At 37.0% G+C, this 24,442-nt stretch carries 27 protein-coding genes; 13 read left to right on the top strand and 14 right to left on the bottom strand.

Annotation, left to right across the window (positions count from 1 at the left end):
- Positions 1–486: a pantetheine-phosphate adenylyltransferase gene (coaD, locus tag PERMA_RS08705; RefSeq protein ID WP_015898933.1), complete on the bottom strand. Its 486-nt coding sequence runs from the start codon at positions 484–486 to the stop codon at positions 1–3.
- A complete protein-coding gene (locus tag PERMA_RS08700; protein WP_012676254.1) occupies positions 483–941 on the bottom strand; it encodes an RsmD family RNA methyltransferase in 459 nt (152 codons plus the stop codon). Before PERMA_RS08700 ends, coaD begins: the two co-directional genes overlap by 4 nt.
- Positions 942–1,022: 81 nt before the next feature.
- Here PERMA_RS08700 and PERMA_RS08695 point away from each other — a divergent pair, with 81 nt between their 5' ends.
- The 10 genes from PERMA_RS08695 to PERMA_RS08655 all read left to right on the top strand — a co-directional run bounded on the left by PERMA_RS08695 (position 1,023) and on the right by PERMA_RS08655 (position 9,494).
- Positions 1,023–1,622: a C40 family peptidase gene (locus PERMA_RS08695; protein WP_012676531.1), complete on the top strand. Its 600-nt coding sequence runs from the start codon at positions 1,023–1,025 to the stop codon at positions 1,620–1,622.
- Positions 1,609–2,142, top strand: coding sequence for an ATP-dependent protease subunit HslV (gene hslV, locus PERMA_RS08690; protein ID WP_012675687.1), 534 nt, complete (start codon positions 1,609–1,611; stop codon positions 2,140–2,142). Before PERMA_RS08695 ends, hslV begins: the two co-directional genes overlap by 14 nt.
- 3 nt (positions 2,143–2,145) lie before the next feature.
- On the top strand, positions 2,146–4,224 hold the full coding sequence (locus tag PERMA_RS08685; RefSeq protein WP_012676786.1) for a primosomal protein N' family DNA-binding protein: 2,079 nt from the start codon (positions 2,146–2,148) through the stop codon (positions 4,222–4,224).
- A gap of 9 nt (positions 4,225–4,233) precedes the next feature.
- Positions 4,234–4,737: an HIT family protein gene (locus PERMA_RS08680; protein ID WP_012676243.1), complete on the top strand. Its 504-nt coding sequence runs from the start codon at positions 4,234–4,236 to the stop codon at positions 4,735–4,737.
- A complete protein-coding gene (locus PERMA_RS08675; protein ID WP_012676146.1) occupies positions 4,727–5,128 on the top strand; it encodes a LapA family protein in 402 nt (133 codons plus the stop codon). The genes PERMA_RS08680 and PERMA_RS08675 overlap by 11 nt, the downstream gene beginning before the upstream one ends.
- On the top strand, positions 5,115–5,252 hold the full coding sequence (locus PERMA_RS10785; protein ID WP_015898901.1) for a hypothetical protein: 138 nt from the start codon (positions 5,115–5,117) through the stop codon (positions 5,250–5,252). The genes PERMA_RS08675 and PERMA_RS10785 overlap by 14 nt, the downstream gene beginning before the upstream one ends.
- Positions 5,253–5,276: 24 nt before the next feature.
- A complete protein-coding gene (locus PERMA_RS08670) occupies positions 5,277–6,077 on the top strand; it encodes a 2-amino-3,7-dideoxy-D-threo-hept-6-ulosonate synthase (protein WP_012675743.1) in 801 nt (266 codons plus the stop codon).
- Between the two features lie 54 nt (positions 6,078–6,131).
- Positions 6,132–7,355 carry an NAD(P)/FAD-dependent oxidoreductase gene (locus PERMA_RS08665; protein WP_012676843.1) on the top strand — a complete coding sequence of 408 codons (1,224 nt, stop codon included), beginning with the start codon at positions 6,132–6,134 and terminating at the stop codon, positions 7,353–7,355.
- Complete coding sequence (locus PERMA_RS08660) at positions 7,355–8,299, top strand: UDP-glucuronic acid decarboxylase family protein (protein WP_012676434.1); 945 nt, start codon at positions 7,355–7,357, stop codon at positions 8,297–8,299. Before PERMA_RS08665 ends, PERMA_RS08660 begins: the two co-directional genes overlap by 1 nt.
- A gap of 127 nt (positions 8,300–8,426) precedes the next feature.
- On the top strand, positions 8,427–9,494 hold the full coding sequence (locus PERMA_RS08655) for an AI-2E family transporter (RefSeq protein WP_012676969.1): 1,068 nt from the start codon (positions 8,427–8,429) through the stop codon (positions 9,492–9,494).
- On the opposite strand, the gene PERMA_RS08650 is transcribed toward PERMA_RS08655, so the two are convergent.
- A complete protein-coding gene (locus PERMA_RS08650; protein ID WP_012675321.1) occupies positions 9,491–10,222 on the bottom strand; it encodes a succinate dehydrogenase/fumarate reductase iron-sulfur subunit in 732 nt (243 codons plus the stop codon). The genes PERMA_RS08655 and PERMA_RS08650 overlap by 4 nt on opposite strands.
- Positions 10,223–10,344: 122 nt before the next feature.
- Between PERMA_RS08650 and PERMA_RS08645 the strand changes: the two genes are divergently transcribed.
- Together PERMA_RS08645 and PERMA_RS08640 are read left to right on the top strand one after the other, a co-directional pair.
- Positions 10,345–10,824, top strand: a complete 480-nt coding sequence (locus PERMA_RS08645; protein WP_012675362.1) for a peroxiredoxin family protein — start codon at positions 10,345–10,347, stop codon at positions 10,822–10,824.
- 3 nt (positions 10,825–10,827) lie between these two features.
- On the top strand, positions 10,828–11,682 hold the full coding sequence (locus PERMA_RS08640; protein WP_012676060.1) for a cytochrome c biogenesis CcdA family protein: 855 nt from the start codon (positions 10,828–10,830) through the stop codon (positions 11,680–11,682).
- Here PERMA_RS08640 and lpxD read toward each other — a convergent pair.
- The 6 genes from lpxD to PERMA_RS08610 all read right to left on the bottom strand — a co-directional run bounded on the left by lpxD (position 11,679) and on the right by PERMA_RS08610 (position 19,938).
- On the bottom strand, positions 11,679–12,665 hold the full coding sequence (gene lpxD, locus PERMA_RS08635) for a UDP-3-O-(3-hydroxymyristoyl)glucosamine N-acyltransferase (RefSeq protein WP_012676876.1): 987 nt from the start codon (positions 12,663–12,665) through the stop codon (positions 11,679–11,681). The two genes, PERMA_RS08640 and lpxD, sit on opposite strands and share 4 nt — an antisense overlap.
- Positions 12,662–13,165, bottom strand: a complete 504-nt coding sequence (locus tag PERMA_RS08630; protein ID WP_012676736.1) for an OmpH/Skp family outer membrane protein — start codon at positions 13,163–13,165, stop codon at positions 12,662–12,664. Before PERMA_RS08630 ends, lpxD begins: the two co-directional genes overlap by 4 nt.
- Before the next feature lie 11 nt (positions 13,166–13,176).
- Positions 13,177–15,408: an outer membrane protein assembly factor BamA gene (bamA, locus tag PERMA_RS08625; RefSeq protein WP_274377782.1), complete on the bottom strand. Its 2,232-nt coding sequence runs from the start codon at positions 15,406–15,408 to the stop codon at positions 13,177–13,179.
- Positions 15,409–15,533: 125 nt separating this feature from the next.
- Positions 15,534–17,984 (bottom strand): ATP-dependent Clp protease ATP-binding subunit, encoded by a 2,451-nt coding sequence (locus PERMA_RS08620; protein ID WP_012675839.1) that lies wholly within the window; start codon positions 17,982–17,984, stop codon positions 15,534–15,536.
- A gap of 72 nt (positions 17,985–18,056) precedes the next feature.
- Entirely contained in the window at positions 18,057–18,731 is a 675-nt protein-coding gene (locus PERMA_RS08615) for an ABC transporter ATP-binding protein (RefSeq protein ID WP_012676070.1), read from the bottom strand.
- Positions 18,724–19,938 (bottom strand): FtsX-like permease family protein, encoded by a 1,215-nt coding sequence (locus tag PERMA_RS08610; RefSeq protein ID WP_012676953.1) that lies wholly within the window; start codon positions 19,936–19,938, stop codon positions 18,724–18,726. Before PERMA_RS08610 ends, PERMA_RS08615 begins: the two co-directional genes overlap by 8 nt.
- Positions 19,939–20,060: 122 nt before the next feature.
- Between PERMA_RS08610 and PERMA_RS08605 the strand changes: the two genes are divergently transcribed.
- Positions 20,061–21,368, top strand: coding sequence for an amidohydrolase (locus PERMA_RS08605; protein ID WP_012676635.1), 1,308 nt, complete (start codon positions 20,061–20,063; stop codon positions 21,366–21,368).
- On the opposite strand, the gene PERMA_RS08600 is transcribed toward PERMA_RS08605, so the two are convergent.
- From PERMA_RS08600 to PERMA_RS08580, 5 genes are read right to left on the bottom strand one after another with little or no spacing between them, the layout of a single operon-like run.
- A complete protein-coding gene (locus tag PERMA_RS08600; RefSeq protein WP_012676337.1) occupies positions 21,365–21,907 on the bottom strand; it encodes a GTP-binding protein in 543 nt (180 codons plus the stop codon). The two genes, PERMA_RS08605 and PERMA_RS08600, sit on opposite strands and share 4 nt — an antisense overlap.
- A 1-nt stretch (position 21,908) precedes the next feature.
- Positions 21,909–22,604: a DUF4388 domain-containing protein gene (locus tag PERMA_RS08595; RefSeq protein ID WP_012675668.1), complete on the bottom strand. Its 696-nt coding sequence runs from the start codon at positions 22,602–22,604 to the stop codon at positions 21,909–21,911.
- A gap of 6 nt (positions 22,605–22,610) precedes the next feature.
- Positions 22,611–22,970, bottom strand: coding sequence for a roadblock/LC7 domain-containing protein (locus tag PERMA_RS08590; protein WP_012676839.1), 360 nt, complete (start codon positions 22,968–22,970; stop codon positions 22,611–22,613).
- Positions 22,971–23,007: 37 nt separating this feature from the next.
- A complete protein-coding gene (locus PERMA_RS08585) occupies positions 23,008–23,976 on the bottom strand; it encodes a DUF8082 domain-containing protein (RefSeq protein ID WP_012675776.1) in 969 nt (322 codons plus the stop codon).
- A 39-nt stretch (positions 23,977–24,015) separates the two neighbouring features.
- The gene (locus PERMA_RS08580) at positions 24,016–24,399 is read right to left on the bottom strand and encodes a HAMP domain-containing protein (RefSeq protein WP_012675621.1); all 384 of its coding nucleotides are present in this window, start codon (positions 24,397–24,399) and stop codon (positions 24,016–24,018) included.
- Positions 24,400–24,442 lie beyond the last annotated feature (43 nt).

Genomic DNA, 24,442 nt, shown 5'->3' with positions numbered 1-24,442 from the left:
TCACACCTTAAACTTCTCCCTTAATTTTTTTTCAACATAAGGATGAACCATTTTGGAAAGATCACCGTGGTGTAATGCAACATCTTTAACAATTGATGAGCTTATATGTATAAGCTCCTGAGAAGGCATAAGGAAGAATGTCTCAACTTTATCAAGATTGTAGTTTGTCATCGCTATCTGCAGCTCATACTCAAAATCTGTAAAAAGTCTCACTCCTCTGACTATGATCTTTGTGTTGTACTTTCTCATAAAATTAATCAGAAGTCCTTCAAATGATTCCACAATAACCCTGTCTGAGAACTCCTTTATTGACTCCCTGAACATATCAACCCTTTCATCTATACTGAAAAGGGGCTTTTTCTTAGGATTTTCAGCTATAGCAACTATAACATTCTCAAAAACATTTAAGGCTCTCTTAACAATATCTATATGCCCGTAATGAACAGGATCAAAAGTTCCAGGATAAACGCAAACCTTTGTTATCATGCCTTTCTCCAGAATGATAATGTTGTGTCCCCATAAGTTCTCTCCTCATCAGCACCAAAATGTCTATCCGATCTGTGTTCAAGTATAAAAACGCCATTTTCTGAAAGTTTTTCAAGGGCAAGATCTATAAGCTTCTCATAATCTTTATAATCGTAAGGTGGATCAGCAAAGATTATATCAAAAGCCTCTTTTTTATAATTTTTCAAAAATTTTATAGCATCGGCAGTTATAACCTTAAAATTCTGTGTGTATTTTGAGACCTTTTTCTTTATCTGCTCAGCCCTCTTTCTGTCCTTCTCAACAAATATAACCTGAGAAGCCCCCTTTTTTACAGCTGTCAGACCTATCTCACCTGTTCCTGCAAAGAGATCAAGGAAACTCTCACCTGTAATATCGTATAGAATATTAAATAAAGCCTGTTTTACTTTACCTGAAGTTGGTCTAATCTTTTTCATGATTTTATTATAAACTATTATTAATCTATCAACGATTATGATTTAATAATATTGGAAAATTTTATAATATGAGGAATGTCAATGGGTAGGGTTATATCTGCAGTTTTAACGGTTCTAATTCTCTCAGGTCTCTCATTTGCAAAAAGCAAAAAATACCAGCTGATAGAGAACGATTACTACAACAGTCTGAAGGTTCCTTATGCAAAGGAAAAGTACAGAGCTGTTATGGTTGATGACGGTATTCCCGCTCCCAAGTTCCAGAAGGATATAGTTGATTTTGCGATAGGTTTTCTCGGGATTAACTACATATTTGGTGGGGAAACAAGTAGAGGTATGGACTGTTCAGCCTTTGTCCAGAAGGTTTATGCAATGGCAGGTATACAGCTTCCAAGGACAGCAAGATATCAGGCTGAGTACGGTCTTTTTGTAAGCAGGGAGAATCTTCAGCCTGGAGATCTTCTATTCTTCCAGACATACGCAAAATTCCCATCACATGTTGGTATATACATAGGTGAAGGGAAGATGATACACGCCTCTTCAGGTAGTAAAAGGATAATAATATCTGATATTGATAAGGACTTTTATCTCAGACATTTCCTTTTTGCTAAAAGGCTTTTCCTTTATGATCCTGAGATACTCACAAAAAACAAAGAGAGTGTAAAAGAAAATGAGCAGAACTAAAAGCACAACGATATGTATTGTCAGAAGGGACGGCAAAACTGTTATCGCAGGTGATGGACAGGTCACACTTGGTAACTCAGTTATGAAAGCATCTGCAAGAAAGATAAGAAAGCTATATGAGGGGAAGATAGTTGTAGGTTTTGCAGGCTCTGCAGCTGACGGACTTGCACTTATGGAAAGACTTGAGGAAAAGCTTAACAAATACAGGGGAAATCTTTTAAGAGCCGCTGTTGAACTTGCAAAAGACTGGAGAACAGATAAATTTTTAAGAAGACTTGAGGCTGTTATGGTAGCAGCTGATAAGGAGATAATGCTTCTTATATCGGGAAATGGAGATGTTATAGAACCTGATGAGCCAGTTCTGGCGATAGGATCAGGAGGAGATTACGCAAGATCTGCTGCACTTGCACTTTACAGAAATACAGATCTTTCAGCGAGGCAGATCGTTGAAGAGGCCATGAAGATAGCAGGAGAGATATGTATATACACAAACAGCAACATAACTATAGAAGAGCTGTAAAAGTTGTCAGATGAATTTTTTGAAAAAGATATATACGTTGAGGTTGCACTCCCTGTAGCCCAGTTTATGACATTCACTTACAGAATACCCTCATCACTTTTAAGATCAGTTGGAGATAAAAAGCTCATAGGCAGAAGGGTTTTAGTTCCTTTTAAGAAAAAAGGTTTCTCAGGGATAATAACAGATATTTCGCAGAACACAGAAGATATAAGAAATATAAGGGATGTTATAGATTTTCCTGATAAAAAACCTGTATTTCCTGAAAACTATATAAAGGCTATAAAAAACATATCAGATTACTACATATCACCTATAGGTATCTCCTTAAACAATCTCATCCCTGAAGGTTTAAGGTGGGAGTACAGCAGGGAGAAGAAAAGATGGATAACTAAAGGTGAGATAAACTATGTTATAACACCAGATATAACGAGGATTGACAGTAGCATAAAGCTTACAAAAAGATCAAGGGAGCTTCTTGAGATACTTATAGAGAAAGGTGAGCTGAGTTTAGATCAGATAAGAGAGCTTGGATTTTCAAAAAAAACTGTTGATACACTTTTTGAGAAGGGTCTTATAAAAAAGATAAATATACATCTAAGGGAAGGGATAAGATTAAGGCAGGAGAAGGGATCTTTCTCCACAGAAAAAAGGAGAAAAGGGGTTTATGTATACAGCTTTGATGATCCAGATACAAGACTGAAAAAGTATATCTCTATTTTTTCAAAGCTTTTAAAAGAGGGAAAAACAGGAATAATAATATTTCCAAATGTAGCATCAGTAAAAAAGGTATACAGAGATCTGAATGAAAAATTTGGAGAGAGGGTCATACCTTACTTTGATGGAATTCCTGAGAAGGACAAGACAGATATATGGTTCTCACTGATGGAATCATCCGGATTTATAATTGTTGGGACTTACAGCTCAGCATTTGTCCCGGCAAAGGATCTCTCACTGATAATAATAGAGGAAGAGCAGTCTGACAGTTATAAGCCTTTAAGGACTCCAAGATTTGATCTGAGAAGAGCTGTTTATGAGATCTACAGACACTCAGAAGGAATATCCGTTATCTACGGCTCCTCAGTCCCCTCAGTTGAGAGCTACTACTCACTTGGTAAAGGACTTTTAAAGAATCTGGAAAAAAAGGAAGACATTACCGGTATAAATACGGAGATTTTGATTAAAAAGTATGAAAAGGGTATGTATATCACTGAGCTTAAAAAGATCCCTGAGGATAAAACGGTACTTATTTTAAGTAACAGAAAAGGTTACGCATCATTTCTTTACTGTGAAAGATGTGAGGAGGAAGTTCTGTGTGAGAGATGTGATTACCCATTAAAGATCCACAAGGAAGACACCAAATATACAAAATGTGAGGTATGTGGGAAGAAATACCAGTATTTGGACAGATGCTTAAGATGTGATCTTGAACTTAAGGAGATAGGAACTGGAACAGAAAAGATATACGAGGATATAAAAAAGATATTTCCAGATCAGGTCTCATTTATTGATGAGGAAAGAAAAACAAGGATAAAAGTTGGAACAACTGTAATGGATAAGGAGTTTGTTTATGATAGGTATGATTTTGTTATAAATGTTTATCCTGATATATTTCTCTTTATGCCTGATTTTAAAGGGGATGAGGTATTCTTCAAATCTTTATTTCAGCCTTTGTTCTTATCAAAGGAAAGGTATATAGTCTTAACAAATGCGAAAGAAAATCCAGCTTTATTATCACTTTCTGAAAAAAAACCTTCATTATTCTACGAAAGTGAGCTTGAAAACAGAAAAATCTCCGGACTTCCACCTTTCAGAAGATTCATTCTCCTGACTTTTGAGAAGAAAGGTCTAAGCATAGAGTCTGTAAAAAGTATATTTGAGAAATGGCTTAAGGATGAAAAAATCAGAAATATTGATTATGAAGGGGTTTTTTACGCATACAGATCAAAGATAAGGGACAGAAATAGAGTCCAGATAATACTTAAGGATTTTAAAGAAAAAGAGAAACTGAAGAGACTTTATGAAAAATCATCAGAAAAAGGTATAAAATTAATTATTGATGTTGATCCAAAACAGATAGTTTAAGGAGGAGGAATGGAGAGATTATACTCACCATGGAGATCACAGTATATTGAAACATACGATAAGATTGAAGAATGTTTTTTGTGCGATGCATACAGATCCGATGATGACGAGAAAAAACTTGTTCTGTACAGGGGAAAAAGGGTTTTTGTTATCATGAACCTTTTTCCTTACAATGCAGGTCATGTAATGGTATGCCCAAATGAGCATATAGGAGATTTTACACAGATTGATCATGAAACCCTCTGTGAGATATCAAAGGTTACACAGATGATGGTAAAGGCATTAAGAAAAGCCTTAAATCCAGAGGGTTTTAATATTGGCTATAACTTAGGCAGGGTTGCAGGTGCAGGTCTTGAAGATCATATTCATAATCATATAGTTCCAAGATGGAACGGGGATACTAATTTTATGCCCGTTATAGGCGAGGTAAAGGTTATATCCCAGGATCTTAAGGATATTTACACAAAGATAAAAAAAGCTATAAAAGAGATAGAGGAAGAAGATGCTGAATAAGATCAAACTTATTCTATGGCTTATAATCTTACTCGCTGTTGCTTACTTTGTATCAATGAACACACAGCCAAGTATATCCGTAAATCTTCTACCTACATACAAAACACCTGAGATACCACTTGCCCTTGTTATCATAATAAGTGTTATACTTGGTGCTGTTCTTATACTTATATTCACAATTACAGACTGGATATCATTCAAGATAGAAAAACTGAAACTGAAAAAAGAGATCAGCAGTCTTGAAAAAAGTATAAAAAAGTGCAACGAAGAGAAAGAAAAACTGAATGAGGAGATAAAAAAATACCAGAAAGAGATAGAAGATCTAAAAGCTAAACAGAATGTAACAGTTAAAGAGATAACTGAAGAGGTCAAGGAAGATGGGTCTTTATGACAGGGATTATATGAGGGAAAGGGGTAAAAGACCTTCTCCATACAAAACGGATGAGAATAAAAAACTTATTATTATCGCTGTCATTTCTTTTATTTTAGGTTTTATTGCTGGTAAAATTATATAAAACAAGGAGATAAGGAGGAAGAAGTTGGGCATCGGAAAGAGAGTGAGACTGGAAAGGATAATGAACAGGGACACAGGAAAAACTGTGATAGTTCCTATGGATCACGGTGTTAGCTCAGGTCCAATGAAAGGGATAATTAATATAAAGGATACAGTTGAGAAGATAGCTGAAGGTGGTGCAAATGCGATAATTCTCCATAAAGGGATGGTTGAGCAGGGACACAGAGGGAAAGGTAAAGATGTAGGTCTTATTGTTCACATGTCAGCATCAACAGATCTATCTATAAGAAAGAATGATAAGGTTCTCGTATGTACAGTTGAAGAGGCTATAAAACTCGGTGCTGATGGTGTATCAATACATGTTAATATAGGTGCTGAAGATGAAAAACAGATGCTGAAGGATTTTGGTGCTGTATCAAAGGCATGTATTGAATGGCAGATGCCACTTGTTGCTATGATCTACTACAGAGGTCCAGAGGTTAAGAATCCTTTTGATCCTGACGCTGTTGCGCATATAGCAAGAATTGGTGCAGAGCTTGGAGCTGACATAGTTAAGGTTCCTTACACAGGAGATCCTGAAACATTCAGAAAGGTTGTTGAGGGATGCCCAGTTCCTGTTGTTATAGCAGGGGGACCAAAGGTAAGCTCAGATAAAGAGCTTTTACAGATGATATATGATGCTGTTGTTGTTGCAGGATGTGCAGGACTATCAGTTGGAAGGAATATATTCCAGCATGATAACGTATCAAAGATAACTTATGTTCTATCAAAGATAGTACACGAAGGTATAACTGTTGATGAAGCATTAAAAATTCTTGAGGGATAGAAAAAACCTCCGATAATAAAAATATATAAAATATATATCAGGATATGAAAAATAATGAAAAAGATCGTCGTAGTAGGCGGAGGTTACGGAGGTGTTTCCTTCGCCAAAAGATTCGCAAAGTACAACCTTGACGCTGAAGTTTACCTTATAGATAAAAATCCTTACCACTTCCTTCAGCCTGAAGTCTATAACTTTATAGCTAACAAATATCTGATATCAGACGTTATAATAGATCTTTCAACACTTGCACAGGGACTTGGAAAAACGGTCTATTTTTTTAAAGATAAGGTTATAAAGATAGATTTTGACAAAAATACAGTTATAGGTGAGAAGTTCGGTCTTCAGTATGATTATCTTGTTCTTGCCGTTGGAAGCAGAACATTTTTCCCTCCTATAGAAGGATTAAGGAAACATTCCTCAGGTGTAAAAACATTAACAAGGAGTCTTGACTTTAAACAGAAATTTGAGCAGAAGATTCTGAAAAAGATACAGGAAGAGGACAAATGTTATATCGAGAAGGACAAGCAGTTTAATATAGTAGTAGGTGGTGCAGGTCTCGCCGGTGTTGAGATAGCTGCAGAGATGGCCTACTACGCAAAGATGTTCTTTAAAAAGATAGGTTTCCTGTGTGAAGGACTGAGTATAACATTAATTGAGGCTGCTGATACAATACTTCCCGGGCAGCATCCTTACGTTCTTGAGGTTGCATACAACAGACTTAAGTCACTTGGGGTTGATATAATAACGGGAAAGAAGATAACAAAGGTTGAACCCGATAAGGTTTTCCTGGAAGATGGAACTGAGATAAAGATGGATTTTCTCATATGGACTGGAGGTATTATTGGAAGTACGTTAATACCACGACTTGGTATCAAGATGAACAGGAAAAATCAGGCCTACACTGATAAATATTTTCGTGTTGAGGGTTTTGATAATGTTTTTGCTATAGGTGACTGTGCAGAGATAAGAGATCCAGATACGGGAAATATAATACCACCTACAGCTCAGATAGCGATACAGTCAGGAGAGATAGTTGCTGATTATATAAAATCAATACTGAAAGGTGAACCTTTAAACTATAAAAAACCAGAATTTAAAGGTATGGTTTCTGCATTAGGTGGAAAATACGGCGTAGGTATGGTAAAAAATAGTTTCAAGGTTAAAGGTTATCCTGCATATATCTTTAAGGAGCTTGTTTTTAAACATTACAAGATTCCTTTAAAGATAATATCGAAGAAGGGATACAGAGAACTAATGAAAATATATGAAGGTGGGTAATGAAAGTATTAATAACAGGAGCAGCAGGTTTTATCGGAAGTCATCTATGTGACAGATTTTTGAAGGAAGGTTTTTATGTTATAGGTCTTGATAACTTTCTAACAGGAAGTCCCGACAATATAGCTCACCTTTTTGGTGAGGAAAACTTTAAGTTTATAAAGTACGATGTTACAAACTACATATATGTTCCAGATGATATTGATCTTGTTCTACATTTTGCCTGTCCTGCAAGCCCTGTAGATTACCTTCAACATCCCATACATACCATGAAGGTTGACTCCCTTGGGACACTACACACACTTGGACTTGCAAAGGCTAAAAAGGCAAGATATATATTTGCCTCAACATCAGAGATATATGGAGATCCTCAGGTTCATCCACAGCCAGAAACATACTGGGGAAATGTGAACCCTATAGGACCAAGGTCTGTATATGATGAGGCTAAAAGATTTTCGGAAGCGATGACAATGGCTTACCACAGGGAACATCATATAGATGTGAGAATAGTTAGAATTTTCAATACATACGGTCCAAGGATGAGGCTTAATGATGGGAGGGTTGTTCCAAACTTTATATCTCAGGCTTTAAGAGGAGAGGATCTTACAGTTTACGGAGATGGAAGTCAGACAAGAAGTTTCTGCTATATAGATGATCTTGTTGAGGGGATATTCAGGGTTTCTGTGAAGGAAGGTATAGAAGGGGAGGTTTTCAATTTAGGAAACCCGGACGAATACAGGATTATTGATTTTGCGAAGATAATCATTGAAAAAACAGGATCAAGATCAGGTATAGTGTTCAGACCTTTACCTGAAGATGATCCAAGACAGAGATGTCCTGACATAACAAAGGCTAAAGAGGTTCTCGGATGGGAACCAAAAGTCTCTCTTGACGAAGGGCTTGAAAATACGATACAGTATTTTAAAAATAAATTAAAAGTGCTCTAAATAAAAAGGAGGTTAGCGGCATGGATGCATGGTTACCTTTCATCATTATGGCTATTTTCACAATCTTTACAGGAGCACTCGCATTTCTAGCAGGTGCATTAAAAAGAGGAGAAGAGTAATAAAATAGTTGGGTTCTAATTACGGACAGATAGGAAATATATTTTTTTTTATTTTCCTATCTTTCTTTCTTTTTTTAGGGTATTTACTGTTTTTACCATTTTTAAAAGTAATAATACTGTCAATACTTATAACGATAATATTCTATCCAGTAAAGAAAAAGTTAGACCACAAGCTTAAAAGTACACTTCTTTCATCCCTTATCTCAACAGCCATTGTTTTCATGTTTATAATCGTTCCCTCTATAGTTCTGATAGCATTTTTCACAAATCAGGTTATATCACTTTATCCGGTTATCATACAGGCTGTATCGGAAGGACATACAATTGAGTATTACATAAACCAGATACCGATACTTTCCTCAATACATAAGATATTCTTACAGTCCCTCCAGACACTTCATATAGAGATAGATCTTAATACCGTTCTTAGAAATATTCTCAGTAATATAGCGAACTTTCTTATAGAACAGGGTAAAAGTCTCTTTATAAATATAACATTTCTGATAATCGGTATAGGTATAATGCTTGTTACGATATTTTTCCTTTTTAAAGATGGAGAGAGTCTGTATGACAGGGTTTTAAAGCTTATACCTCTACCTGAGAAGGATAAGAACTTCCTCTTATCAAAAACATACACGGCCATACAGGGTGTTGTTCTCGGATCTGTTTTAACAGCTATAGCACAGGGAATACTCTCGTTTATAGGTTATTTCACAGCAGGTCTGGAGTTCAGCCTTTTCTGGGCGTTTATAACCTTTATAGCAGCATTTTTACCTATTGGTGGTGCATCCTTGGTATGGATACCTATAGCTATCTATCTTTTTATCTCTAAGGGATTTCTTACAGGATTTTTATTTGCTCTTTGGGGAACTTTTGTTATAAGTCTTGTTGATAACATAATAAAACCTGTTGTTATAGGTGATAAAACAAATATTCATCCTGTTATACTCTTTTTCGCCATATTAGGTGGTCTTAATCTTTTTGGTTTTATAGGTATATTCCTTGCACCTATAGTGATAGTTCTTATAGACAATATGCTTTATCTTTACGCTGAAAGGTTCTCCTCTCAGGATTAAAAGCCGAAAGGTGTTGAGAAACCACCAGAACCTTCCTGTTCCTCCTTTATGATACCTTTCTGTTTTCCGAAAAATTTTAGCTGGAGTATATCCTGCTCAACAGGTATCTCTTTAGGACAGGAAAATGTGCAGTACTTACAGTGAACACATGCTGTTATCCTGTTTTTATCAGCTATAACTATCCTCTGATCTTTAAGGGCATCATTTTTGTCTTTCCAGAACCTGAAAATCTTTACAAAATTTATAGGACCTCCAAACTCCTGACCTGTCTGGAAAACAGGACAGACACTGTAACATATACCGCACAGTATACAGTCTGTCTCCTTTTCATAAAGTTTCAGATCATCAGGATAAACAGGCTCAAACTTTTCAGATGGAACAAACCATGCCTTTGCATCCTTCAGTTTTAAAAGGAATATATCCTGATCGGTAATAAGATCCTTTATAACAGGCAGATTTCCTGCAGGTTCAACAGTTAAAACACCATCCTGAACAAACTGTTTTACTTTTGTTTTACAGGCTAAAACATGATTCTCACCAATCTTAACAGCGCATGTTCCACATATAGCTGAACGGCACTGGGCTCTGAATGATAATGAGTTATCCATGTAATCTTTTATATGCATCAATGCTTCAAGAACAGTTGTTCTGTCCTCAATCTGTACATCAAACTGATCAAAGTAATGATCCTTTCCGTTAAACCTCTTTATCTTTATCTTAACTTTCATAGTCTCTCCATCTTTTCTGATTAATTCTATATTTCTGGAAGAAAAATATTATAATCTATCTCATACAGTAAAAAATTGATTGTTATTAACATTAAAGTAAAGATCCATCTGAGAGGGTAACCATGAAAAAAGTTCTTTCTGTTATAATCGCTCTGTTTATAATATCAGGTATATCCTCAGGAAAAGGTCTGAAGCCATACAGCTTTATACTGAAAGATGAGAATGGAAGGACGGTCAAACTTGAAGACCTTAAAGGAAATGTAGTTATACTCACTTTCTGGTCAACAACATGCCATACTTGCAGGGAAGAACTTCCAAAACTCAGCAAGCTTGCAAAAGAGTATCAGGGAAAAAGTGTGAAATTTTTTGGTATAGTAATAGATACAAAGGATATATCATATATAAAGGATATAAAGGAAAGATGGAAGTTTGATATAACCGTTCTGATTGGAGACAGTGTTGTGATCTCAAAATACAGGATTATAGGAACACCGATAACGTATATACTGAAAAAAGACCTGACTATAGGAAAGATAATTTATGGTGATTATCCTGTCAGGAAGTACAGAAAGATCATTAACAAACTTCTCAAGGAGAACTGATAGATGGTGGAGAGTGTTTCTATCTGGGCTGCATTTTTCGCTGGATTAATAGCTTTTTTATCTCCTTGCGTACTCCCAATCATTCCCGGGTATATAGCCTATATATCTGGAATATCTGTACAGTCTGCATCACAGAATAACAACAGGATAGACTGGTCTGTTGTTTATGCAGCTATCGCATTTGTTGTTGGGTTTTCCATTGTTTTTACAGCTCTAGGTGCAGCCTCAACATTTGTTGGACAGCTTTTACAGGAGTATAAAACGATAATATCAAAGATAGCAGCAGTTTTAGTTATACTCCTGGGAGTGCATTTTACAGGTGTTTTCCAGTCTGAGAATGTTAAAAAATGGCTCTTTGTTATAACTGGAATTTCTTTACTGATATATGGTTACGGTGTGGTCTCAACAGGTAATATATTAAATGATCTTTTATTCCTTGTTGTTATATCCATCTCTTTACTTGTCTTTTATTTCTCCGGGGCATACAGAGTACTTTACCAGCAGAAAACAACTGAGATCAAGAAAAAACCTGCCGGTATAATAGGTGCTTTCATTGTTGGTGTTGCCTTTGCTTTCGGCTGGACACCATGTATAGGTCCTATACTTGGTGCTATTCTCCTCTATGCATCACAGCAGGAAACTGTAATGCAGGGTGTTACGCTTTTATTCGCTTTCTCAATGGGACTTGGAATACCATTTATTATAACAGCAGCTGCCATAAACCAGTTTTTCAGATTCTTTAACTTTATGAGAAGGTACTTCCTCTGGATTGAGATACTAGGTGGAATACTTCTGATAATGGTTGGGATACTTATACTTACCGGAAGTCTTGAGAAGATAACAGCCTTCTTCCTTTAAGACTTAAACTTTTTAAGTATATCAGGAAGCTTTGATAGATAAGCAAGGATTCTCTTCCATTTGTTCCATTCCATAGCTGGGATACTTGAACCGTAAACACCGTTAGATGGAAGATCCTTTGGAACAGAAGACTTGCCTATAACTATAACGTTGTCACCTATATTGATATGATCCGCCACACCTACCTGACCTGCGAGAATAACATTTTTACCTATTCTACCGCTACCGGCCATACCAACCTGTGCAAGAATAATACAGTTCTCACCGATCTGACAGTTATGGGCTACCATAACAAGATTGTCTATCTTTGTTCCCTTTCCTATAACAGTTTTATCTATCATGGCTCTGTCTATAGTTGTATTTGCCCCTATCTCAACATCATCCTCAATAATAACCTTTCCAACATGTTTTATCTTTATATGCTTTCCATCCTTCTGGTAGTATCCAAAACCGTCTGATCCTATAACAACACCTGAATGGATTATAACCCTCTTACCGAGAACAACGTCAGGATAAAGTGTGACCCTTGGATATATTACTGTATCTTCACCTATAACACAGTTTTTTCCTATAAAGCTGAAGGGGTAGATCTTTGTTCCTCTTCCTATCTTAACCCCATCCTGAATAACAACATAATCACCGATATAAACATCCTCACCTATAGAGACATCCTTTCCTATTACAGCTGTTTCCGATATCTGGCCCTTAACCTCCTCATCGGGGTAGAAAACCTTTATAAGCTCATAAAAGACCTGATCAGGTTTATCAACGATAATCTGGGGCTTGTCTATATCAAGCTCTTTACCTGTGATAATAGCTGATGCTTTCGTTTTATAAACAAGGTTCAAAAATTTTTTACCTGAAACAAATGTAAGGTCTCCCTCCTCTGCACCTTCAAGGCTTGAAAGGGATCTTATATCTATATCATCCTTCAGATTAATAAGCTTCCCACCTGTGATCTCAGCTATCCTTGTCAGCCTCATTTTTCTCCTTCGCCCATTCTTTTTATTATCTCATCTGTTATATCAATCTTAGGTGAGGCATAAAGAACACCGCTGTACATCCCTCCGATAAACACAAGATCTATATTGTTCTTTTCTGAGTAATCCTTCACAACCTCAATAATCTTTTTAACAAGCTTCTGCTCAGCCTCAGCTTTCATCTTTGATAACTCTTCATTAGCCTCCTGTTCAATCCTGCTAAGCTCCCTTTCTAACTTTCTTTTCTCTTCTGATTTTTTCTTCCTTCCTTCCTCACTTAAGACAGGACTTTCAAGCTGTTTCTCTATCTCAGCTATCTTATTCTCAAGCTCCTTTACCTTCTCCTCGTAGTACCTTATCTTCTCTTTTATCTCCTCTTTGTACTTCAGACCTTCCTTGGACATATTCATAACTTTCTGGATATCAAGATACGCAACATTCTGTCCGTACGAAACTCCTGTAAATATAATTAAAAAAGTGAACATAAAAAACAGTCTTCTCATAACTCCCTCCATTAAAAGAACGTTCCCAGAACAAAACCAAGTCTTGAATCACTTACACCTGGTGGTGCATTTAATACTTTACCATAATAAATATCTATAGGTGCAACTGGCGTCACGATCTTTAAACCTGCTCCTACAGAGTAGTACATATCCTTAAAAGGATTTCCACCATTAAAACCCTTACCCTGATCTAAGAATATGTAACCCCATAAAAATCTCTCAACAAGCGGGTGTGAAAGCTGGTAGTTGAAAACGAGCTGCTGTTTAGCCCCTGAAGGATCAAGATTGTCATCGTAAGGTCCTGCCATACCGTAATCAAAACCTCTCACAGAAAAATCACCACCTACAAAGAAAAGCTCATCAAGTGGAAGTTTATCATTCATCTCCTTAACAGCACCGTACCTCACCTTAAATGAGAAAACCCAGTCTGTGAAAAAAAGTTTATCAGGGAGGAAGAATGCGTAACTTGTGCTGAACTTGTAAAATCCCCTTGTTCCAAAACCTACCTTGAATGTCACATTAAAGTCAGATCCCCTTGTTGGGAGAAGAGGGTTATCAACACTATTTCTGTTGTAGTAGTTGTATATGGAGTAAAGCTCATAACTTCCAGCCTGATCTTTTATCCTTGTTGGTGCGTTCTCATCTATATTTGAGTATTTTCCTTTTTCCGCTGTTATACCTATTCCCGTTCTCCAGTACTCAGAGATCTCGTAGGAAAGTGTTGGTGAAAAACCGACCTTTGTGGATGTGAATGTTGTGTAGTCTATATATCTTTCATATATAGAAAAACCAAGATCAAGAGGTTTATAAAAAGCCCATCTGTGAAGGTATGAAAGCTCATTATTTCTGTACTGACTACCTATAGATAATGAGAGACCAAGTGTGTCACCTGTTCCAAGGAAGTTCCCCTTTTTTATGGAAGCAAAAAGTGAGAATCCTGTTAACTGGCTGTAACCTGCACCTACAGACATCTGTCCTGTAAATCTCTCTGATACATTAACATCAACATCCATAACACCTTCTTCCTTCACCTTCGGATCAAAACCTACCATATTGTAAAATCCGAGTCTGTAAAGCCTTGACTGTGATCTCATAACATCCTTTTTAAGGAAGAGATCTCCTGGAGCAAACCTCAGCTCTCTTCTTATGACATAATCCCTTGACTCGTAATTTCCTGATATATCTATAAGATCAACGTAGAATATCTCTCCCTTGTTTATATCGTAAACTACCTTTACTACCTTTTTATCCCTGTCTATTATCTTTTTTACATAAGTGTTTGCAAATATAAAACCAAGATCTGAGTACTTACCTGTTATCTCACCTCTTATCTTTTCTATAATCTCACCGTCGTAGTAATCACCTATCTTAAGATCCTTTTTAAACCTTTCCAAAAGCTCATCTTCAGTGTATAGCGTGTTGTTTTTAAACTCTATCCCCTCAAGTCTGTATCTTTCCCCTTCCTTTATATTTATTGTTATGTAATACTCCTCACCTTTCTTCAGGGTTATCTGGGGCTGTGATATCTCAACATCAAAGAAACCTTTTTTAAGATAAAGATCCCTTATTTTCTCTATATCCCCGTAAAGAACATCCTTTTGAAGCCTTGGATGGAACCTGAGCTTCCACGGATTCCTCTGCTTTGTCTCCATAACATCAAGGATCTCATCCTCTTCAATCTGCTTATTTCCCTCAATTATTATCTTTTTAACATATGCTCTCTTACCTTCATCAATCTTGAATACAAGAATGTTTCCCTTAAAGTAGTAATCAACCTTTACGTTATAAAACCCTTCCTTTTCATACTTCTTCTCAATAGCTTTTATCATCCTGTTTATCTCATCTATGGAGAAAACCCTGCCAAGACCTCTTTTAATAGACGAAAGCTTTTCCGCAAGCTCAGGACCTACTGTTGTGAAAGGGAGAACAGTCCCCGTCTCCTGTCTTTCCTGGGTCTGAATCCCTAGAACCTGCATAAGATCTTCTGTTGTTATCTCATCATTTCCCTCAAACTCTATCTTCTGAACAACAGGAAGTTCTTCAAAAACAAATATAAGATCAATACCGTTCTCAGTGTATCTTGTGTATGTCTCAACCTCTCTAAAGTAACCAAGTTTATAAAGATCTCTCAGTGTGTTTACGATGGTATCCCTTGTTACAACAGCACCTTTTCCAAATGGGATAACGGGTTTTATTATTTCTGGACTTATGTACTTGAGGCCTTTTATCTCTATCTTTCTGATTCTGTATATCTTGAGGACTTCTTCCTGGATTGAACCCGGTTTGATACTCTGTAACTCTTCAGATTTTGCTGGTGATATGAAGAGGAGAATAAAAAAAAGGAGGAAAAATCCTCCTTTTATGAGATTTATGTTGCTGCTACTTCTTTTTTCTTCGCTTTTTTCTGTGTTTTTGGTCTTTTTACCTTTATTCCAACCTGACCATCCTTCTTCACAGTAACTTCTGCCACAGAGCCTTCTGTTATCTTCCCTTTCAGTATCTCTTCCGCTAAAAGATCCTCTACAAGTGACTGGAGGGCTCTCTTTATACTTCTTGCTCCAAATTCCGGTCTGAACTCTTTCTCTATCAGATACTCTACGAACTTCTTCGTAAGTTTTACAGTTATGCCCCATTCCTTTAACCTTTTGTTTATTTCCTTAAGCTGAATATCAATTATACCTTTTATAACTTCTTTGTCCAGAGGCTTGAATACTATTATCTCGTCAAGTCTGTTAAGGAACTCGGGGCTGAAATGTTTCTTAACCTGCTGGAGAACATTCTTCTTCATCTCGTTGTATTCAAGCATTCCTGTTGATCTTTCAAATCCAAGTCTGTTTGATTCAAGTATAAGTCTTGCTCCAAGGTTAGAAGTCATGATTATTATAGTATTGCTGAAATCAACAACCCTTCCAAAAGAGTCTGTAAGTCTTCCATCATCAAATATCTGGAGGAATATGTTAAACACATCGGGATGTGCTTTCTCTATCTCATCAAAAAGTATCACTGAGTAAGGTCTTCTTCTCACAGCTTCTGTAAGCTGACCTCCTTCCTCATACCCAACATATCCTGGAGGTGCTCCAACAAGCCTTGATACTGTATGTTTTTCCATATACTCAGACATATCAAACCTTATAAGTGCCTCTTCAGTTCCAAACAGATACTCAGCAAGGGCCTTAGCTGTTTCAGTCTTACCAACACCTGTTGGACCGAGGAACATAAACACACCTATAGGTCTGTGTGTTCCTTTCAGACCAACACTGTTTCTTCTTATAGCCTTTGCTATTGCTTCTATAGCCTCAGACTGATCAACAACCCTTTTGTGTAGCTCTTCCTCTATATGTAACAGTTTCTCTGCCTGTGTCTCTGTTAGTCTTGCAACAGGTATTCCAGTCCATTTTGCAACAACCAGTGCTATATCCTGATCTTTAACCTTAGGTTTTTTAACCTTCCTTTTCTCCTTCCATTCAGCCTTTAATGTCTCAAACTTAGCCCTCAGTTTCAGCTCTTCATCTCTCAGTTTTGCAGCTTTTTCATAATCCTGCTCTTTTGCAGCTTTAGCCTTTTCTTCCTCTATCTTTCTTATCTTGTCCTCTATCTTTTTGAGCTTAGGAGGAAGTTCCATCTCCCTTATTCTCACCCATGCTCCAGCCTCATCTATCAGATCTATAGCCTTATCTGGCAGCTGTCTTTCTGTTATATACTTAACTGAGTACTCAACAGCCTTTTCAACAGCATCCTTTGTGTACTCAACCTCGTGGAACTCCTCAAACTTCTTCTTCAGACCCATAAGTATCTTTACAGTATCTTCAGGTGTAGGAGGCTCTACAAGAACTGGCTGGAATCTTCTCTCAAGTGCTCCATCCTTCTCTATGTACTTTCTGTACTCATCTATTGTTGTTGCTCCTATAACCTGTATCTCTCCCCTTGCAAGAGCCGGTTTTAACATATTTGATGCATCTATTGAACCTTCAGCTGCTCCTGCTCCTACAAGTGTATGAAGCTCATCTATGAAAAGTATTATGTAAGGTGCTTTTTCAAGCTCTTTAAGTATATTCTTAAGCCTTTCTTCAAACTGTCCTCTGTACTTTGTTCCTGCAACAAGGGCAGCAAGATCAAGAGCAACAATTCTTTTAGACTGTAATGTCTCAGGTACTTCCTTATTTGCTATTCTCTGGGCGAGACCTTCAACAATTGATGTTTTACCTACACCTGGCTCACCTATAAGAACAGGGTTGTTCTTTCTTCTTCTTGAGAGTATCTGTATAACCCTGTCTATCTCCTTATCCCTTCCTATAACAGGATCAAGCTTTCCTTCCCTTGCAAGAGCTGTAAGATCTCTGCTGAATCTGTCTATATTAGGTGTAGGAACCTGTTTCACCTGCTCCTGAGGTGGTATCTCTCCAAGTATCTGGAGTATCTCCCTTCTTATTGAGTACTCATCTATACCAAAACCTCTTAAAACTCTACCGCCAAGACCTGTCTTCTCACGGACTATCCCGATAAGGAGATGTTCAGGCCCTACAAACTGGTGGTGAAGTATTCTGGCCTCTTCAACGGCAAACTCAAGAACTCTCTTCGCATCAGGAGCAAAAAGAACCTCACCTGAGTGTGATCCGTGAACCATCTGTGATGTAAGGGTTCTTTTTACCTTGTCAACAGTAAGACCAAATCTTGAAAGAACAAGAACAGGAATGTCCTCTTCCTCAAGTAGAGAAAGGAGCAGATGTTCACTGCCCAGGTAATTGCTTCTATATTCTAATGCCTTCTCTCTCGCATTCAGTATTACTTTTCTTGCTCTTTCCGTAAATTTTTCAAACATGATAAAACACCTCTATTTGTATATCTATTAGTTTAGCCCATTAATATATCCAATGTCTAAAATTTTCAAGTCTTATTCATTGACCAAAATCCCATCTCTCAGATATATAGTTCTCTTACAATAATTTGCTACATCTTTATCGTGTGTTGCAATGATTATGGTCACATTATCTTTATCGTTCATTTCCCTGAAAATTTTCATTACTGTTTCTGTATTCCTGCTGTCAAGATTACCTGTAGGTTCATCAGCTATAATGATTGAGGGGCGGTTTACTATCGCCCTTGCTATAGCAACCCTCTGCTGTTCACCACCTGACATCTGGGATGGTTTATGGTTGATCCTGTGTGAAAGACCGAGCCTCTCTAAAATCTCCCTCGCCTTTTCCTCAGCATCCCCTTTACTATAAATCTGAACTGGAAACATAACATTTTCAAGTGCAGTAAACTCAGGCAAAAGATAATGAAACTGGAAAACAAAGCCTATGTTTTCATTTCTGAACCTTGCGAGTCTTTTCTCATTTAAAGAGAATATATCTGTTCCGTGTATGAAGACCTTTCCCTCAGTAGGGATATCTATACCACCTATAAGATGTAAAAGTGTTGATTTACCTGAACCTGAAGGTCCCATAAGTGCAACCATCTCACCTTCATAGATCTCAAGATCTATCCCTTTAAGGGCATCAATCTGTGCACCTTCAAGGAAGTATATCTTTTTTAGATTCTCTGTTTTTATAGCTATACTACTCATATCTCAGCACTTCCGAGGGTATTTCCTTTGATGCCATATAGGCAGGTATCACAGAGGAAACAAAACATATCAACATTGATGCTACAGAGACTGCCAGGATATCTATAAAACCTATCTTCAGCGGAAGGTATTCCATCATATAAACCTCAGGATTCAGCTTTATAAGATGGTAGGTGTCTCCAAAATGTATAACTGTAAGACCTATTACAAGACCTATCGCTGTTCCTGTTATCCCTATAATGAGACCCTGCCATAGAAATATCTTCATTATAAATCTGCTGTCTGCACCTATCGTTTTCAGAATTCCTATATCCTTTCTCTTCTCTCTCGCCTTCGTTATAAGGAGGCTTGATATATTAAAGGATGCTACAAGAACTATAAGTGCGAGGACTAAAAACATGGCAAGCTTCTCAAGCTCTAAAGCCTGAAAAAGACTTTTGTTCAGATCCATCCACGAACGGACTAAATATGGGAAGTGTATTTTTTCCTCAAGCTTTGATTTCACCAAAGCTGCTTTATAAGGATCATCTATCTTAAGCTGTATTCCCGTTACAGAATCTTTCATATCAAAGAATCTCTGTGCTGACTCAAGATTCATACCTATATATGTTGAGTCATACTCGTACATACCAAAATCGATTATCCCCCCTACATAGACCTTTTTTACCTTAGGTATATAACCAAGTGGTGTCTTCCTTCCAAAAGGAGATGTGAGGGTTATACTGTCACCTATCCATACATTTAGTGCAAGGGCAACATCCTTTCCTATGATAACATTCCTATCATCTTTTATACTGTCATAGCTTCCAGCTATTATCTTTTTATCAATCCCAAGTATTCTTCTGTCCTTTTCAGGTGGAACACCTCTCACAGTCACAGATATAACCGTTGAGTCTTTAGATGCTAGAGCCTGGGAGTATACAAAAGGCTGGTAATCCACTATCTCAGAAATTCCTTTAAGATACTTCTCTGGAAATTCCCTGTACTCTGTAAAATTACCTGATATCTTAAAGATAACAATATGGGGAGATGTCTCAAGAATCTTTTTCTTTATTCCCCAGAGAAAACCGCTCATAACTGCAAGTGTTATAAGAAGCGCTGCAACACCAACAACAATACCAAGAAGGGATATCACAGTCATAAATGAGAGGGCTTTGGTTTTCAGTGACATAAGATATCTGATGGCTATCCTAATATAAAGCGGCATATAAATTCTTTACCTCATCCAGTTCCATAATACCTTATTATATCAGTAACAGTTAACTGTTAGATAGCCTGAGTGTTACACCTGTTGTATAATAGTTCAAAATAAAAGCTCGGAGGAAAAGGTTGGAAAGGGCTGATCTCATACTTACAGATATATCGTATATCTTAACAATGGACGAGAACCTTACAGAGTATAGAGATGCTGATATCGCTATAAAAGATAAAAAGATAATCGCAATAGGTGAAGGTATCAAAAACAGGTATTACGGTAAAACGATTGTATGTAAAGGGAAGATAGCCATACCAGGTCTTATAAATACACATACACACGCAGCCATGACACTTCTCAGAGGGTACGGAAGTGATAATCCTTTAAAGGTATGGCTTGAGGAGTATATATGGCCCGTTGAAGGTAAGTTTGTAAGTTACGATTTTGTGAAGGATGGGACAAAGATAGCCGTTTACGAGATGCTGAGGAATGGGATAACAACATTTGTTGATATGTATTTCTATGAGAACGCTGTTGCTGATGTTATAAATGAAGCTGGGATAAGAGGGGTTTTATCAACAGGGATTCTTGACTTTCCCACACCTGGAGCAAAAACTCCAGATGAAGGGATTGAGAAAACTGTATCTTTTATAAAAGAGTACTCAGGAGAGTATGTATACCCTGCAATAGGTCCACACGCTCCATACACTTGCTCGCCGGAAACACTTAAGAAATGTATGGATGTGGCGGAGAAATACGACATACTTTTCCATATACATATATCTGAAACCGAGTTTGAAGTAGCAACAGTAAAGGAAAAATACGGGAAAACACCTGTTGAACATCTTGACAGTATAGGTGTTTTAAATGATAGAGTCCTTGCTGCACATATGGTTCATCCTACAGAGATAGAGATAGAGATACTCTCAAAAAGGGGTGTGAAGGTTTCCCACTGTCCTGAGAGCAATCTTAAACTCGCCTCAGGTGTCGCTCCTGTTCCTGAGATGTTAAAGGCAGGTGTTACTGTATCTATAGGAACAGATGGAACAGCATCAAATGACGATCTTGATATTATAGGGGAGATATCAACAGCAGCTAAACTGCATAAAGGGATATCAAAAGACCCAACTGTTTTAAACGCTAAAGAAGCTCTTTTAATGGCTACAAGGGAAGGGGCAAAAGCTGTAAGAATGGAAGACAGGATAGGGAGCATAGAAACAGGAAAACTTGCTGATATAGTCCTGATTGATGCTACACAGCCACATCTAAACCCGTTATTTGATCCTTATACACAGATAGTTCATTCATCGAGAGGATCGGATGTTGATACTGTTATAGTAGGTGGTGAGATAAAGGTTTTAAATAAGGAAGTTCTGCCTTTATGCAGAGATGAGATAATGGAAATAGCGGAAAGATGGAAGAAAAGAATAACAGAAAGCTAGATATGTTTTGCTATCTCCTCTAAAAGCTCAAGAAGTATATTTTTAACACTCTCCTTACTTAGAGCAACAAGGGGGAGAACCTTTACATCATCATTAAGATCAAGGGCTATTCTTATATCCTGAGGATCCCACGCACCTTTAAGATCCTGTTTATTACATCCAACAACAAATGGTGCAGGATATCTACTTTCAAAGTAGTTTATGATCTTTCTAGCTTCGTGGAATGTTGAAGGGTCAGTACTGTCAACAAGAACAACGAGACCAACCATACCCTTTCCGAGTATATCCCACATAAAATCAAACCTTTCCTGTCCAGGTGTACCAAAAAGATAAAGTACATGATTGTCATCAATAGTTATCCTTCCAAAATCCATAGCAACGGTTGTGTGATTCTTAACCGTTTTTTCGTCTGACTTTGTCGTTTTTGCCTCTGTCTGGACTGTCTGGATCTCACTTACGGTGTTTATGAACTGTGTTTTTCCAGCAGCGTAGGGACCTGCCACCACGATTTTTATCTGGTTTTTTCCTTTTTCTCCCATCTTATAATCCTTTTATCCTTGCTATTATTTTACTCAGTAAATTTTTAGTTAGATCAAACCCTATCTTTCTTTTTACCTTTTTCTTCCTCTGTATAATTCCTGCTGCCAGAAAACCGTAGAGAACTCTCTGGAGTGTGAGTTTATTTACCTTTGCCTCTTCCATGATCTTTTCTACAGATCTCTCCCCATCTATTAAAGCAAGTATCTTCTTTTCTATATTTGTTAGATGTGCATTCTTTGCTATACTCTCCCAGTTTTCAGTTTTTTCAAAGACAAGCTTCATATCGGATATCTTTCTTTCAACCTCATTTTCGGTAAGCTGACGGCTTAGATACATTATTATCTTTTCAACGGGAACGAGAGGCTTTATATCGTCTGAGTACTTTATAAAACCTGATGTGAAAGAGAACTTTCCCTTTTTAATTGCAAGTAGAATAGGAAGTCTTGCGACAAGCATCCTGTAGAGATCTTCTTTTTTTATATTCTCCTTTTTCATTACCTGAGAAAAATCAACATCAAGGTATATATAAAAGACCTTAGGAACATCCCTGATATAAACTATATCCCCATCTTTGAAGTAAACGGCAAGATTTTTCTTATTGTCCTCAACTACCAGGATACCGTTTTTTTTATCCTTTTTTAAAATCTGAAAAATGTCAATAAAATTAAATACTTCAAGCGTTCCGGTAATTGCCATTACTTTTTACCCTAATAGCTCTTCAATCTTTTTAGCCGCCCTTTTTATCTCCATAAGGAGTAATCCTAATTTTGCATTTGATGGTGCAAGTACCCCTAATACTGCAAGGTCCTTTATACCTGTAAATATCATATAACCTTTTGAACCTTTAACATAAAGCTGTTCAAGTTCACCCTTTTCCAGTTCGGCTGTAACCCTTTCACCAAGAGAGAGTATAGCTGCCCCCATAGCCGCAACCCTATCCTCATCAACATCCTCAGGTAAAACAGATGCAATAGCCAGACCGTCAGTACTTACAAGAATCGCCCCATCAGAACCAGAATCTCTGACTACAGTTTGAAGAACATCGCTAAATTTATCAGCCATCATATCCCCCTTGAATTATTAGTTAAAGCTAACTCAATTATATCAGATTGTTACAGTTCTTTATAAACCTTTCCCTTCTACTTTCAACCAGTATTTCTTGAGACAACTCATCAATCAGTTTTCTTACCTGATCGGTTGAAAGTTTCTCCTTATCTATATTAAGATCCTTCATCTTTTGATTGAAAATTATCCTTGCTACAGGTCCCATTTCCTTTGCCAGATTTTTGTAAATTTTATCCAGTATAGATGCATCTAAATAATTTATATTCTCCTGAACAACTTCTTCCTTGTCCTCAATCAATATCTCTTCTAAGGATGGAGGAGACTCTTCTTCTACAACCTCTTCAATCTCTTCTTCTGCTTTTTCCTCCAACAGTAACTCCTCTAGGGAAGGTGCCTCCTCCTCAACAACCTCCTGATCCTTTAACTGCTCTATCTCCTTCTCATATTCAGATTTTTCCTCTGTACTTTCAGATAAAACTTTTTCAAGTTCCTCAATATCTTCCGTATACTCTTCTATCTTATCGGAACTTTCTTCTTCTTTTATAACTTTTTGTTCTGTTTCTTTTTCCTTTACCTCTTCTACAGGTACAGACGTAGCACCTTCAGATTTTTCATCCTTGCCTTCTGCCATGGATTTTATCTGATCCACGTACTGTTTTAGATCCCTTGCTACTATCTCATGTTCCAGTTTTAATAGGGAAAACTTGATCTTGTTTTCTGAGAGAGTCACTATTGATATATCTGGAGTAACAAAGTGTATGTATATCTGGACATCCTCTCCTTCTGTGTATATATATTCCTCACCGAATTCAGGAATGATCTCATTTATCTGATGACCTTTGTATATTATAAGGCCAAGCGTTTCTTCAAGCCTTTTTTTCTTATCAGATAGTACCGTTTTAGTAATGAGAGGTTTTTCATGATAATAAATGGATATGAAAGAAGGTGAAAGTTTTGAGTAAAGACTATTAATATGATCCTTAAGAATCTGTTCTATATTCATTACAGTCCCCCATACATATTTACAACCCGATTATAACTTTTATCTTTCTAATTTTTCAATAATTGTTTTCATACTGATTCTCATTCTCTCAAAAGATTCTGCAAGATCAGTCAGTTCATCATTTCCAGATGCTTTAACTTCAACATCAAGATTTCCGAGACTTACCTCATCCATAGCTCTGGTTATACTTTTTATTTTAGAGATTATAGTTTTATCTATACTTAACCTTATAATGTAAACAAGAACAAGAAACACAGCCTGGGTAATAATATAAGAAAAAAATGCTTTTTTTAAAGCTCCCTCCTTATCGTGTTCTGAGATAAGTAAATAGACAAGAAAACCTACAAAAAACGCTCCAAAAAAAGATCCAAGCAGGATAATAACAGATATCTGGTTTAAAACAGAAGACCTCTTCTCAGTCATATTTCACCTCCGAAAGATTGTATCAGTACTAATTTTTCGGAAA

Origin of the sequence: Persephonella marina EX-H1, from assembly GCF_000021565.1 — a bacterium.
Lineage (GTDB): Bacteria > Aquificota > Aquificia > Aquificales > Hydrogenothermaceae > Persephonella > Persephonella marina.
Note: the sequence above shows the minus strand (reverse complement) of the source record. Positions and strands in the feature narration are given on the sequence as shown.